The organism is Treponema sp. R8-4-B8, assembly GCF_054786175.1.
Genome location: NZ_BDHE01000488.1, coordinates 58250 through 72805, shown reverse-complemented (window position 1 = coordinate 72805; position 14556 = coordinate 58250). Strand labels below are relative to the sequence as shown.

Here is a 14556-nt window from a genome sequence, read left to right as displayed (position 1 = left end):
TAAAAAGATGAATGTTTTTGCAGTATGTGAGAAACCACAGGTACTACAATTTAAACCGCAGGAGGCGTCTGTTTCTCTAAAGGTTGTTTCAGCCAATGAAAACAGGGAGATAATAAAAGCGCGTAACGATGTTCCGGCTGTTATCAAGGTAATATCTCTGGGCGGCGGAGGCGGAAACGCGTTAAACCGCATGATTGACGCGGAAATAGCCGGAGTGGAGTTTATCGCCGCTAATACGGATATTCAAGATCTGTATAAAAAGAGCAGGGCGAAGGTTAAGGTGCAAATCGGCGCTGAAATAACAGGCGGGCGCGGCGCTGGAGGAAACCCTGAAAAAGGGGAAAAAGCCGCGATAGAAGATCAGGTGGCGATTGCCGAAGCGTTAAGGGGCGCTGATATGGTTTTTATCACCGCGGGAATGGGCGGCGGAACAGGGACGGGAGCGGCTCCGATTGTCGCTAAAATCGCAAGACAATTGGGCGCGCTTACGGTGGCCGTAGTAACAACGCCTTTTGAATTTGAAGGCCGTTATAAAATGAGGCTCGCCGAAGAAGGGATCGCGAAACTGCGCGATGAAGTTGACACTTTAATAGTTATCCCGAATCAGCATTTGTTTAAAGTTGTTGACAGCAAGACGACATATAACAAAGCCTACATGATAGCGGATGAAATACTGTGCCGTGGAGTGCAGGGAATATCGGAACTTATTACGGAAACCGGATTCCAGAATACGGATTTCGCGGACGTTGAAACCGTAATGAAGGGCAAAGGCGACGCGCTAATGGGCATTGGTTTTGGCACAGGGGAAAACAGGGCGCAGGACGCGGTTAAAAACGCGATAGACAACCCGCTTCTTGAAGATACCAGCATAGACGGGGCGACGGGTGTTCTTATTAATATTGTAGGCCCTGAGGACATAACGCTTGTTGAAATACATAATTGCATTCAAACGGTAAAAGAACAATGCGATCAGGAAGTGAACATTATTCACGGCCTTCGAATTGATCCTGAACTGGAAAACGCTATTCAGATAACTATCATCGCGACAGGTTTTAGCGGAAACAAGCGAATGGACGCAAAAAAAAGCGATCCGGTCAAAGTTCAGAATTTGGATTTTATTGATTACAATGAATTTGAAGGAATGGTTGAAAGGACAAAAAGACCGGAATGTCTTTCATACCTGCCACAGCGCGAATATCAGGATGATCTGGATATTCCGTCCATTATAAGAAAACATAATTACAGGACGGATGAAAAACAGGTTTTGGAAAAAACGGAGAAATATTAGTTTGAAAAATTCAGAACTTCTTGCCAGATACTGTTCTCGTCTTGTTGCGATAGAACGCCTCGCATTACTTACAAAAGAATGTTACCGTCTGGAGATAAAGTGTTTTCTTGAATTTCTTGAATCAAGAAAAATTTCACTTTCTGAAACAGACGCGGCATTTCTTACAGAGTATCTTGTTATGCGCGGTAATGCTGATAAAATAAAGCCCCGTTCCGTCGCAAAGGCGATTTCCGCGCTCAGGTCTTTTTACAGATTTGCCGCGGATGAAGGACTGGTGGAAAGTAATCCGGCGGATGTTCTTGAAAGCCCCAAACGAAAACTAAATATTCCCGAAGTAATGGACAGGAAAACGATAGAAGATCTTTTAAATGTTATAGACACGTCAAAACCGCAAGGCTGCCGCGACAGATGCCTTTTTGAATTAATTTATTCGGCGGGACTGCGCGTTTCTGAAGCCGTGGGACTTAACATAAAAGATGTTGATATCGACACAGGAATCGCAAAGGTAAGGGGAAAAGGCAATAAAGAGCGTATTGTGCTTTTTGGAAAAGAAGCCGCGTATCAATTAAAACAATATCTGCAATACGCAAGGCCTAAACTGGCGGGTAAAATAAACAAGACCCATGCCCTTTTTATCGGAAGAAACGGAAGCCGTCTCTCCAGAAAGGGCATTTGGAAAAATTACGCGAAATCCGCCTGCATCGCCGGAGTGTCGTCGCATATTCACACATTACGGCACAGTTTTGCGACTTCGCTATTGGCGGGTGGCGCGGATTTAAGGACAGTACAAGAACTTTTAGGGCATGCCGATCTTGGCACAACTCAAATTTATACTCATGTGGATACGGCAATCTTACGGGAAAATCACCGTCGTTATCTTCCAAAATTATATAAGACGGAAGGGTGAGATTATATGAAAAGACTAAAAGAAATTTTAAAGGCTTTCCTTGTTGTTGCCGTGATAGGTACGGTGTTTTATTTTGTATATCAGCGCGTAAACACAAAAACCCATAGGGAATTGGTCAAACGCATCGCGGAATTAAGTCCGAAAGGCGGTCCGCCTGAAACCATTGACGGTTTAAGAAAGGCAATCGCGTTATATGAAGATCAGATCGAAAGGAACGTAAGGGAAGGCGCTCAAACCGGAGTTTACTGGAAAATACTGGCGATAAGGCTCGCTGACAAAAATATGCACAACGACGCGCTTAACGCGTTTGAAAGGGCGATTTATTATAATACCGAAGACCCGACTATTTATTATTTAACGGGCGTTTCAGCCGCGTCAGCCGCAAAATCGCTTGTCGGATTTTCAACGGGAGATCAAAAAGAAAAAGACAGATTGTTTAAACTTTCCGAGAATTCGTATTTACGGGCGATGGAACTTGACATTACATACGTAAAGCCAATGTACGGCATCGCGGTACTGTATATTTTTGAACTTGACAGGCCGCAGGACGCGATTCCGTATCTGGAACGTTATCTGAAAATAAACGCCTCTGATATCTCAGCCATGTTTGTCATGGCGAGGGCGTATTATACTACGGAAAATTATTCAGGGGCGGTTGAATTATACGACAAAATAATCAGCCGCACTAAGGATAAAAAGATCAAAGAAGAGGCGCAAAATAACAAAGACATAGTTCAGGGGTTGATATATGAATAAACGCGGTTTGCTGGATTTAATTATTTCTCTTTTACCGGATATTAAAATAACGGAAAGAATTTTATTATTGCAGGCCTTTGAAGACGAAGAAAAATTATTTGTACAGACTAAAAGAAGCATGGAAGAAATTCTAAATCGCGAATTGCGCGAATTTTGGGATATTACGGAAATCCATGAAAAAGCGGGAAGTATTGACACAACTTGCAGAATGCGCTCTATTAAATGGGTATCATGGAATGAGCAGGATTATCCGCCGCTTTTAAGGGAATCTTATGATCCGCCGGCTGTTATTTTTTATATGGGAAATCTTCCCAATCCAGAAAAATCGCTGTTAGGAATGGTCGGCACAAGAAATCCAAGTCCGCAGGCTGCGGAACAGGCGTATAAAATCGCGGGTAACATAGGCAGGGCGGGAATATCGGTAATATCAGGCCTTGCTTTGGGAATTGACGCAATGTCCCATAGGGGAAATCTTATCGGTAACGCCCCCGGTTATGCGGTACTGGGGTCAGGAATAGACCATGTATATCCTTCCGTGAACAGGCCGTTGGCGAAACGGATATTGGACTCGGGCGGCGCGATAATTTCCGAGTATCCGCCGGGAACGCGTCCTAGCAAATGGACGTTTCCAGCGAGGAACAGGATTATCGCCGCCATGTCGCGGGGAGTGCTGATTGTGGAGGCGCCTAAAAAATCGGGGGCGTTAATTACCGCGGCGTTCGCGCTTGAGCAGGGAAAAGACCTTTGGGTAGCTTCCTGCGGAGTGCGGGAAGACGGGAAATTTGACAAAAGAGGAACGATTAAACTCGCGCAGGACGGTGCGGAAATTATTAATTCGGCGAGGGAAGTGCTTTATAAATGGAATATGGCGGCTGAAGAATTTGACGTTGATACGGCTGAGAAATCAGGCGCGGACAAAAATGAAATTATCCATTCAATGGCTAATTTTTTAAAAATTGAAATTTAAGGATGTGGTATGACGGCTGAAAAAACTGTAAAAAAGAGTCCGGTAAAAAAGAAATCATCAAAACCGGAAAAACAAATTCTGGTGATCGTGGAATCTCCTGGAAAAGTGAAAACTATCGAAAAGTACTTAGGTCATTCCTACAATGTAAAAGCGTCGATGGGCCATCTTATTGATCTGCCCAAATCAAGAACAGCGATAGACGTGGATCATAATTTTGAGCCTGAATATATCACAGTCCGCGGAAGGGCGAAAATTTTAAAAGAATTGCAAACGGATGCGAAAAAATCCGGCAAGGTGCTGCTTGCCTGCGATAATGACCGCGAAGGGGAAGCGATAGCGTGGCATTTGCGTAACGCTATTACCGCAAAAACGGAAAAAGTTCCCATTGAAAGGATCAGTTTTAACGAAATAACCCCGCAGGCCGTTAATGACGCGGTTTTAAATCCGCGCGGCATTGATGAAGATAAAGTGGCCGCCCAAAAAGCGCGGCGCGTTCTTGACAGGCTTGTAGGCTATAACCTTTCGCCGCTTCTTTGGAAAAAAGTAAAGAACGGCCTTTCTGCCGGAAGAGTTCAATCAGTAGCGTTACGCCTTATCTGCGAAAGGGAAAAAGAAGTTGACAGTTTCATTCCTGAAGAATACTGGACTCTTGAAGCGGATTTTAAATCGGGCAAATCAACATACGCTTCCCAGCTTGTTTTATGGAATAACGTCAAACCGGATCTTAAAAGCGAGGCAGAAGTCAAATCAATCATAGAAAAAATTCAAAACAGCGATTTCTTAGTTTCTGATGTCCGTGAGACTGATAAAACAATCAGGCCGAAAGCTCCGTTTACAACTTCGCAATTACAGCAGACTGCGGCTAACCGCCTGGGTTTCACCTCACGCAAGACAATGCAGGTGGCTCAGCAGCTTTACGAAGGCGTGGGCATCGGCGCCTCCCGCGTCGGTCTTATTACTTATATGCGTACCGACAGCGTCCGTATTTCAAATACCGCCATTGACGACGTTAGAAATTGGCTTGTGAAAAATTTTCCAGGCGATATGCCTGAGAAACCTGTTGAATATGCGGTCGGCAAAAACGCGCAGGACGCTCATGAAGCAATAAGGCCCACATACACGGAATATACTCCTGAATCAATAAAGGAATACCTTACAAAAGACCAAATCCGCCTTTATACGATTATCTGGGAACGTTTTGTTTCAAGCCAAATGAACAACGCGAAAAGCAGAACTGTCAGCGTTGACATAAAGGTTACGGCAGACAAGGATGAGGGGCTTTTCCGAGTCAGCGGAACCAAGCTTCTTGAGAAAGGGTTTTATAAGGCGATTAAACTGCTTTCTTCAAAAGAGGAAAGCGGCGGTTCTTGCCCGGCGTTAAAGACTGGCGATAAAGTAAAAGCGGAAAAATTTAAAACAGAACAGCATTTTACCCAGGGCCCCGCCCGTTATTCCGACGCGTCAATCGTGCGTATTCTGGAAGAAAAGGGCATAGGCCGGCCTTCCACATACGCGTCAATTATTTCCGTTTTATTGGACCGCTACTATGTTACGCGCTCAAATAAACAGCTTGTGCCGACAGTGTTAGGCAAACTGATAAATGAAGTGTTAGTTGAATATTTCCCTCACTATATTGATGTTGATTTTACCGCGTCAATGGAAACCAAACTTGATGAAGTTGAAGAAAACAAGATTAGCTGGCCAGACATGATCAGGGAATTTTGGCAGCCGTTTAAAACGACCGTAGACGACGTGAGTAAAACAATAGAATCGTACAAAGGCACTTTAGATGAGCAAACTGACTTTTTATGTGAAAAGTGCGGGAAACCGATGTTAAAAAAACTAGGGCGTTATGGGTTTTTCCTCGCGTGTTCGGGTTTTCCTGAGTGCCGGAATACAAAATCAATCCCGCTCGCGAAATGCCCCAAATGTGACGGCGATATAGTCGCGAGAAAAACCAAGGGCAGGGGCAAGGAATTTTACGGCTGTACAAATTATCCCCAATGTGATTTTATAAGCCACTTTAAGCCGATAAATCAAAAATGCCCGAAATGCGGATTTTTCATGGTGGAAAAATATGACAAGAAAAACGGGGCGCATAAGGCGTGTATAAATCCAGATTGCGATTATTTGCACAGCGCGGATGATGAGGAGTAATAATGAAAGAAGAAAAAAAAGTGATGAATATTGATTCTAAAATTGTCACGGAATTCTTATCCTACATGGAATCCGTAAAGGGATGTTCAGCGAGGACGGTGGAAGCTTACGGAAACGATCTTCTGCGTTATGCGAATTACTGCGCTAATCATGGGATTGCGCCCGAAGAAGCGTCCGCTTATGAGGTGCAGAGTTTTATCGCTGAATTGACGGCTGAAAAAATGGCGGCGACAAGCGTGAACCGCTGTCTTTCTACAATTCGCGGTTTTTACCGCTGGATGACGCGTTTTGATAAAAGACTAGATAACCCCTGCTCTTCATTGCGTAACATTAAAACTCCGGTAAGGCTGCCGGATGTCCTATGGGAAGATGAAATGGCTGATTTTGCCGCGCTTCCCGAGGCTACGGGTATTCTCTGGCCGGAAAGGGATAAGGCGCTTATTATGGCGATGTATTCGGGCGGTTTGCGAATATCGGAAGCGGTGTCGCTTTCCATGGCGAATATATCCGCCGATCTTGACGAGGCGAAAATTACAGGGAAGGGGGGAAAACAGCGTTATGTGTTTTTCAGCGACGAGGCGGTTGCGGCGATACAGGAATATCTTCCGCAAAGGGCGGAACTTTTAAAAACGGCGGGGATTGACGGGAAAAAAAGCGCTTTGTTTATAAGCAGGAAAGGCCAGCCCATTTCCATTCCGGGAGTGCGTTGGATTATTTCGCGTTATGCCCTGCATTCCGGCATCGGAAAAAACATTCATCCGCACGCGCTTCGCCACAGTTTCGCGACTCATCTGGTAAATTCGGGATGCGACGTGCGCGTGGTTCAGGAAATGTTGGGACACTCAAGCATTTCCACCACACAGCGTTACACGCATGTTAATTTTGAAAAAATGAAAAAAGTGTATGCGGCTTCGCATCCGCATGCGGGAGGATAACATGGAAGAAAAAATAAGGAGTACTACCGTAATAGCGGTAAGAAAAGACGGCAAGGTCGCGATGGCGGGAGATGGCCAAGTGACAATGGGAAACACGGTAATGAAAAATAACGCGCGTAAGGTGCGCCGCCTTATGGACGGGAAGGTGCTTTGCGGTTTTGCCGGCGCTACCGCGGACGCGTTTACGCTCTTTGACCGTTTTGAGGCAAAGTTAAAAGAATATTCAGGCGACCTCGCGAGAGCCGCGGTTGAATTGGCGAAAGACTGGCGCATGGACCGCACTTTAAGGCGGCTTGAAGCGCTTCTGCTGGTGGCGGATATATCTAAAATACTGTTAATTTCAGGAACAGGGGACGTGATTGAACCCGCCGAAGACGCGCTTGCGATTGGCTCGGGGGGAAATTACGCTTATGCCGCGGCGTTGGCTTTTATGGAAGGAAGCGGGTTTACGGCGGCGGAAATAGCTGAAAAAAGTTTAAAAATAGCGGGTAACATCTGCATTTATACAAATATGCAAATAACATTGGAGGAATTAGGATGATGGAAGACAAAAAAGAATACACTCCAAGACAGATAGTGTCAGAATTGGACAAGTATATCGTAGGCCAGAAAAAAGCAAAGAGAGCCGTCGCTGTGGCGTTGCGTAACCGCGTAAGAAGGTTAAAACTTGAACCAGAGATACGCGAAGACATCGCCCCTAAAAACATTTTAATGATAGGGCCGACCGGTGTTGGAAAAACGGAAATCGCGCGCCGTCTCGCGAAACTCGCGGGATCCCCGTTTATTAAAGTGGAAGCCACAAAATATACCGAGGTAGGTTATGTGGGCAGGGATGTGGAATCAATGGTGCGCGATTTAATGGCAGCCGGGTTTCAAATGGTAAAACAGGAAATGCAGGAAGCGGTTAAACAGGAAGCTGAAAAACGCGCTGAAGACGCTCTCTTGGATTTATTGCTGCCGATAAGCGAGAAAAAACATAAAGAGAAAAAACCGCGTCCCGGCCCGATAATGAGGCCTATGGGCACTTTTCAAATAAACCCTGAAAATTCAAACAGCAGTATTATAGCGACAACATTGCAGTTGGGGTTTCCCGCTTTTAAGAAAAATCAGGAAACGCAGGAAGATGAAAATAACGCGAATGTGCAGAAAAACGCGGAAGGTCAGGAAGAGTCCGCGGAAGAAGTAAAAGACGGCGAAAATGACAGGTTCAAAGCCACAAGAGAAAAATTAAGGCTCATGCTTCGCGAAGGCTTGCTTAATGACAGAACTGTCGAGTTGACGGTTGGGCAAAGCCCGACTATCCCCGCTTTTGAAATGATGGGCGGCAGCATGGAAGATATTGAAGCGAGTCTTTCAGGAATCGCGGGAATGTTGGGCGGCGTACAAAAGAAAAAAGTAGTGACTGTTCCCCGCGCGATGGAAATATTAAGAGCGGAAGAAGCCGAGAAACTTGTAGACCGCGACAGGGTAAGCGACGAGGCGCGTCAGCGGGTGGAAGAAACAGGCATTATCTTTATAGACGAAATTGATAAAATTGCGGTTAAAGGCGACAGGGGAGGCGGCCCCGATGTTTCGCGCGAAGGCGTGCAGCGCGACATTCTTCCCATCGTTGAAGGGGCGACGGTTAATACAAAGTGGGGGCCGGTCAATACTGATCATATTCTCTTTATCGCGGCGGGCGCTTTCAATGTAAGCAAGCCATCGGACTTGATCCCCGAATTGCAGGGAAGGTTCCCCCTTCGCGTGGAATTAGATTCCCTAGGCAAGGACGATTTTTTGCGTATTTTAACCGAGCCTAAAAACGCCCTTATCAAGCAGTACACAGAATTGCTTGCGACGGAAAATGTCGGTCTGGTATTTACGCCGGAGGCTATCGAACATCTTGCGGCTCTTGCCGCGGAGGTGAACTCAAAAATGGAAAATATTGGGGCAAGGCGGCTTCATACGATAATGGAGACTCTTCTGGAGGAGGTCTCCTTTGAAGCGTCCGATATAGCTCCGGCTAAAATTGACATAACTGTAGATTATGTCAACCAAAAATTGGCGGATATCGTCAAAGATCAGGATCTTGGCAGGTACATTCTGTAGGTAAGGCAGGTAAAGGAAGGGGTAAATTTTGCCGAAATTTGAATTGGGAGGAATGTTTTATGAACACATTCGCTAAAACAGTCGATTTATTGCACCGCGCTATGGACGCAAGCGTCGTCCGCAGACAGGTCATTGCCAACAATTTGGCTAATGCCAATGTTCCCAATTTTAAGCGCACGGACGTTAATTTTGAGAGCGAGCTAAAACGGGCGCTTGATTCGGAAGGACGGCGCCCGGCGCTGGAAATTAAAATGACGCGCCCAGGCCATTTTCCTAATTATAAGGAAAGGGACTACCGTGATGTGCAAATTAGGCGCGTGTTAGACTACACTAGCACGTACAACAACAACGGGAACAATGTTGACCCGGAAAAGGAATTCATGCTCGCGACGCATAACCAGATGAGTTATACGCTTTTAGCGCAGTCCGCGGCGTTTGAATACAGCCAGATAGGCAGGGCATTAAGAGGATAAGGAAGGATTAAATGGGAATTTTCAATTCGATAAACATTGCGGCGACGGGCTTAACCGCGAACAGAGTGAGGCTTGACGTAATCGCTAACAATATGGCGAATATCAATACGACAAGAACGGCAGAGGGCGGCCCTTTCAGGCGCAGCCGCGTAATTATGCGGCCAATGACGGAAGGCCCCTACTGGCGTTCACCGTTCCTTCCCGATACCATGGATAATGGATTGGGCAGGGGAGTGCGCGTCGCGGAAGTCCAGCAGGATCGCTCGACTGAGCCGCGTTATGTTTATGATCCGACTCATCCTGACGCGATTCTTTCAGGACCGCGCGAAGGTTATGTTGAAATGCCCAACGTGGACGTTGTTACGGAAATGACGGATATGATTTCAGCTTCGCGATCTTATGAAGCGAATGCCGCGATTATTGACGGATCAAAATCTATGTTTTTAAAAGCCTTGGAAATAGGCGCGAAATAGTTTTTTTAAAGGGAGGGAATTATGAAGATTTTTGACAGCCAGTCGTATGTAAGCGCGTCAGCAGCGAAGGATTATTCGATAACAATGAAGCATACCCGTGAAGGGCACATGCTGCCGCCTGACAGCCCGTATTTTGGAAACGGACATAAAGCTTTGAATCTTAGGGATACGCTAGGCGCGGGGAGCGTTACAAGGGCGGGAGTTTTTGAAGACGCTCTGCTTCAGGCGCTTGATAAAGTGTCGGGGGCGCAGTTAAACGCAAGCAGTTTGCAAAAAGAAGCGATTATCAATCCGGATTCGGTTGATATTCACGATATTACAATAGCTCAGGCCGAAGCGGGCATGGCGCTTGACATTACGCGAAATATTTTAAGCAGATTGATCCAGAGTTGGAGAGATTTGATAAATACAAGATAATAATTATATTTGGGGGGGGAAATGAACGAGTTTTTCAAAAAATTATTTACTAAGGTTGCGTCTTTATGGGCAGGATGGTCTTTACGGCAAAAGATCATAATCGCGGTAATAGCAGTTGTCATCATCGGCACGGTGGCAACGCTGTTTCGGGTTTCAGCCACGCCGGTTTTATCGGCTGTTATCAGCAGGCCGATCACTGATGAAAATTTGCTGAACAGGATAGTAAGCCGCATCGAGCAGGAAAATGTTAAAGTTACGGTTACTCCTGACAATGTTGTGCGGGTTGCGGATGACGCAACGGCGCAGCGCATGAGGGCAATTCTTGTGACTGAGGATTTGCTTCCCTCAAAAATTAACCCTTGGGAGATTTTTGATCAGGAACGTTGGACTACTACTGACTTTGAGCGTAATGTAAGATTTCAACGGGCTCAGGAAATAAAAATCATTGAACATCTCAAGGCGTTTGAAGGTGTTGAAAATGTAAAGTTGGCTATTGTGTGGCCCAAAAAAGCAATTTTTGCCTCTGAGCAAAATCCTGTAAGCGCCGCCGTAACCATCATTCCGTCGCCCGGAAGCGACATTACCCAAAACATAAAAAAAATTAAAGGCATGCAAAAACTTTTAATAAACGCTATTGAAGGGCTGAATGATGATAATATCACAATTACCGATAATCACGGCAATCAGCTTAACGATTTTGACGGATTAAAGGATTTTGACAAGCAAGCCCTTAATGAGCGTCAGCAAAAAGACCTTGTGGCGCAGGAAAAATGGTACAGGGAACGCGTGCTTACGGCGATTCAAAAAATATTTTCTGAGGATCGCGTAAGAGATCTTAACATTAAATTTGAAAAAAATTACAGCCAGGAATCATATACAAGAAAAGATATTCTTCCCACCATAATTAAACCGCAGACTCCCGGCCTTTCGTATGACGATTCGCAAAGAACAATAGAAATTATCGCCGGGGAAACATCAGCTACTACAAAATGGAAAGGAACGGGATTTAACCCGGAAGGTCCTCCCGGAGTGGAAGGGCAGGCCCCTCCCGCTTTAAAGGACATGAGCAATCTTTATGGGGAGATGGAACAAAATACAGAGTCAAAAAATTATGAATGGGGCGAACTTAATGTTCAGGGAGAAAAAAGCCCTCAAATTGATCGCGTTTCAGTTTCCGTAAACATAGACGGGGTATGGAAAAGGAAATATGACTCCAAAAGAAACCCGATAATCACGGCGGATGGAACCATTGAAAGGGAATACACTCCCATTCCCCCTGAAGATGTGGAAAAGGTAAGAAAATATATATGCGACGCTATCGGTTATAATTCGGCAAGAGGGGATTCCGTTACCGTTACTAATCTTCCCGTGGATCGCAGTAAGGAATTCGCGGAAGAGGACGCGGCGTATTTCAGGAAAAAACAAATGCAGCTTACAATAATTGTTTTTATCGCGGGTTTGACATTAATGTTATTTGGATTTATGCTATTTAGGACGATCTCCCGCGAGATGGAGAGGCGCAAGAGGCTTGCCGAAGAAGAGCGGGCGCGCCGCGAACAGATGTTGCGGGAAAGCGCGATGGCCGAGGCGGAACACGAAGGAGAGGATGTCTCAATTTCTACGGAAGAACGGACAAGGATGCAGTTGATGGAAAGCGCCATCAATTTGGCAAAAGAGCATCCGGAAGACGCCGCCCAGCTTATAAGAACTTGGATATTGGAGGAATAAATTATGGCAAAGTCACCGTTAACTCCCGGAGCTGTCGTAGGCGGCAGTTCCAAGAAGAAAAACGTAAAAGAATATTCAGGCCGGCAAAAAGCCGCTATATTTCTTGTAACGATAGGTTCGGAAATTTCCGCGGAAATATTTAAATTCCTGCGCGAAGATGAAATTGAAACTCTCACCTTTGAAATCGCGCGGTTAGAAACAATCGACGCGGAGCAGAAAGACGCAATCCTTCAGGAATTCCAAGAACTGATGATGGCTAACCAGTTCATCTCCACAGGCGGCATCGACTACGCAAGGGAGCTTTTGGAAAAATCACTGGGAAGCCAAAAAGCGATTGATATTATCAACCGCTTAACGTCGAGCCTTCAAGTGCGCCCATTCGACTTTATCCGCCGAACAGACCCGGCGCACCTTTTGAACTTTATTCAGCAGGAACACCCGCAGACAATCGCCCTTATATTGGCGTACCTTGAACCTAACAAGGCATCCATCATCCTGCAAAACCTGCCGCATGAAGTGCAGAGCGACGTGGCGCGGCGTATCGCGACAATGGACAGAACAAGCCCAGAAGTATTGCGCGAAGTTGAGCGCGTACTTGAAAAGAAACTTTCATCGCTGTCAAGCGAAGACTACACCGCGGCGGGCGGCGTTGAGAGTATCGTAGAAATATTGAACCTTGTAGACCGCGCCTCAGAAAAGCAGATCATCGAAGCGTTGGAAGACGAAGACCCGGAACTTGCGGAAGAGATCAAGAAAAGAATGTTCGTATTCGAAGACATCGTTATGCTCGACGACCGCGCCATTCAAAAGGTTATGCGCGAAGTGGATTCTCAGGAACTCGCAAAAGCGCTTAAATCCGTTGATTCGGAAGTTCAGGACAAGATATTCAAGAATATGTCAAAACGCGCGGCAAGCATGCTCAAAGAAGACATGGAGTACATGGGCCCGGTACGCTTGAAAGACGTTGAAGAAGCGCAGCAAAAGATAGTATCCATTATCCGCCACCTTGAGGATACCGGTGAAATCGTCGTCGCCCGCGCTGGAGAAGACGAGCTTGTTGTATAACGAGAAGCATTTTATGAGAAGGGGATAACCTGATGTTAAAGGCTGTTTTCAGACCGAATGAATTGGTAACGCTTCCGGAAAAGGTCGTTATTGATACTCCCACTTCCTATCCTGAAATTACTCATTTATCCGCCTTAGAAGAAGACGTGGAAAGCATGGAGGCAGTTGAAGAGTATACGGGACCCACGGCAGACGAGCTTCGGCGCGAAGCTGAAATGTTCAAATCAAGGTGGGAAGAAGAAAAGGGGCAAATGATTTCTTCGGCAAAAGAAGAAGCGGATAAAATTGTTCAAGACGCGCAGAAAGCGGCCTTTGCGGAAGTTAAAAGGCAGACTGACGAGGCTCAGGTTTTAAAACAGCAGGCTGAAGAAGAAGCCGAGCGCATAATAGCGGACGCGAAAGTAAAGGCAAGCGAACATGAAGACGAAGTAAGAAAGTCTTTGGAGACTGAACGCAGGGAAGCGAAAGAACAGGGAAAGACTGAGGGCAAGGAAGACGGATATGCCGAAGGAAAAGCGGAAGTTGACCGCCTTATTGAAAGAACTCAGGTAGTGCTTGAACGCGCTCAGGACAAGAGGGCGGATATTTTAAGCGATACTGAAAAAGAAATTATTTATTTGGTGCTTCTCATTACGCGGAAAGTTATCAAGGTCATCTCTGAAAATCAGCGTGATGTGATAATTTCCAATGTAGTTGAAGCACTGCGTAAAGTTAAAGCGAAGGGAAATATCACAATTAAGGTTAATCTTGCGGATCTTAAACTTGCCACCGAACACAAGCAGGATTTTATCGCCCTTATGGAAGGCGTAAAAAACATAAATATAGTTGAAGACAGTTCCGTAGATAAGGGCGGCTGCGTAATAGAAACTGATTTTGGAGAGATTGACGCGCGAATCGCAAGCCAGCTTGCGGAGATAGAAAACAGGATACTGGAAATTTCACCAATAAAAACTACAAATGCCGATAATTTGCCGTCTCCTGTAATAAGGTCTGCAAGGCTTAATACCGAACTTGCCGCGTCTTCCGCGATAATGGACGCGCTGAATAAATCAGAAAAAGAAAATGCGGCTGTTGATTCCAATTCCAGTTCAGATTCCGATTCCGATTCTGATTCTGAAGAACCTGAACTTTCAGCCGGCGCGAGCGCGGCACTTACCGCGTCCGCGGCGTTAGCCGCTCTTGCGACAATGGCGACAAAAGGCAAGAGAGAAGTTGACAAGAGAATAACAAGCGGGTTAGATCAAATAACAAGAAGGAAAACTGATACTTCGACTCCGTAATAATTTACGAAGTCAAGCTTGT

Annotated in this window: 14 protein-coding genes; all 14 read left to right on the top strand. The window is 45.7% G+C overall.

Features of this window, described 5'->3' with window-relative positions:
- The first annotated feature begins 7 nt into the window (after positions 1–7).
- From ftsZ to fliH, 14 genes are read left to right on the top strand one after another with little or no spacing between them, the layout of a single operon-like run.
- Positions 8–1288, top strand: coding sequence for a cell division protein FtsZ (gene ftsZ / locus ACYVRA_RS14960; protein ID WP_461253531.1), 1281 nt, complete (start codon positions 8–10; stop codon positions 1286–1288).
- A gap of 1 nt (position 1289) precedes the next feature.
- Positions 1290–2195, top strand: coding sequence for a tyrosine recombinase (locus tag ACYVRA_RS14955; protein ID WP_461253530.1), 906 nt, complete (start codon positions 1290–1292; stop codon positions 2193–2195).
- 6 nt (positions 2196–2201) lie between these two features.
- Positions 2202–2951 carry a tetratricopeptide repeat protein gene (locus tag ACYVRA_RS14950; protein ID WP_461253529.1) on the top strand — a complete coding sequence of 250 codons (750 nt, stop codon included), beginning with the start codon at positions 2202–2204 and terminating at the stop codon, positions 2949–2951.
- Positions 2944–3918, top strand: coding sequence for a DNA-processing protein DprA (gene dprA / locus ACYVRA_RS14945; protein WP_461253528.1), 975 nt, complete (start codon positions 2944–2946; stop codon positions 3916–3918). Before ACYVRA_RS14950 ends, dprA begins: the two co-directional genes overlap by 8 nt.
- 9 nt (positions 3919–3927) lie before the next feature.
- Positions 3928–6075, top strand: a complete 2148-nt coding sequence (topA, locus tag ACYVRA_RS14940; protein ID WP_461253527.1) for a type I DNA topoisomerase — start codon at positions 3928–3930, stop codon at positions 6073–6075.
- Positions 6076–6077: 2 nt separating this feature from the next.
- A complete protein-coding gene (locus ACYVRA_RS14935) occupies positions 6078–7010 on the top strand; it encodes a tyrosine-type recombinase/integrase (RefSeq protein WP_461253526.1) in 933 nt (310 codons plus the stop codon).
- A gap of 1 nt (position 7011) precedes the next feature.
- On the top strand, positions 7012–7551 hold the full coding sequence (hslV, locus tag ACYVRA_RS14930; protein ID WP_461253525.1) for an ATP-dependent protease subunit HslV: 540 nt from the start codon (positions 7012–7014) through the stop codon (positions 7549–7551).
- Positions 7548–9098 carry an ATP-dependent protease ATPase subunit HslU gene (gene hslU, locus ACYVRA_RS14925; protein ID WP_461253524.1) on the top strand — a complete coding sequence of 517 codons (1551 nt, stop codon included), beginning with the start codon at positions 7548–7550 and terminating at the stop codon, positions 9096–9098. Before hslV ends, hslU begins: the two co-directional genes overlap by 4 nt.
- A gap of 59 nt (positions 9099–9157) precedes the next feature.
- Positions 9158–9571, top strand: coding sequence for a flagellar basal body rod protein FlgB (gene flgB, locus ACYVRA_RS14920; RefSeq protein ID WP_461253523.1), 414 nt, complete (start codon positions 9158–9160; stop codon positions 9569–9571).
- A gap of 11 nt (positions 9572–9582) precedes the next feature.
- Complete coding sequence (flgC, locus tag ACYVRA_RS14915; protein WP_461253522.1) at positions 9583–10044, top strand: flagellar basal body rod protein FlgC; 462 nt, start codon at positions 9583–9585, stop codon at positions 10042–10044.
- 21 nt (positions 10045–10065) lie between these two features.
- Positions 10066–10461 (top strand): flagellar hook-basal body complex protein FliE, encoded by a 396-nt coding sequence (locus tag ACYVRA_RS14910; protein WP_461253521.1) that lies wholly within the window; start codon positions 10066–10068, stop codon positions 10459–10461.
- A gap of 21 nt (positions 10462–10482) precedes the next feature.
- Entirely contained in the window at positions 10483–12189 is a 1707-nt protein-coding gene (gene fliF, locus ACYVRA_RS14905) for a flagellar basal-body MS-ring/collar protein FliF (RefSeq protein ID WP_461253520.1), read from the top strand.
- A 3-nt stretch (positions 12190–12192) separates the two neighbouring features.
- Positions 12193–13254 (top strand): flagellar motor switch protein FliG, encoded by a 1062-nt coding sequence (gene fliG, locus ACYVRA_RS14900; protein WP_461253519.1) that lies wholly within the window; start codon positions 12193–12195, stop codon positions 13252–13254.
- Positions 13255–13286: 32 nt separating this feature from the next.
- Positions 13287–14534: a flagellar assembly protein FliH gene (gene fliH, locus ACYVRA_RS14895; RefSeq protein ID WP_461253518.1), complete on the top strand. Its 1248-nt coding sequence runs from the start codon at positions 13287–13289 to the stop codon at positions 14532–14534.
- The last annotated feature ends 22 nt before the right edge of the window (positions 14535–14556 follow it).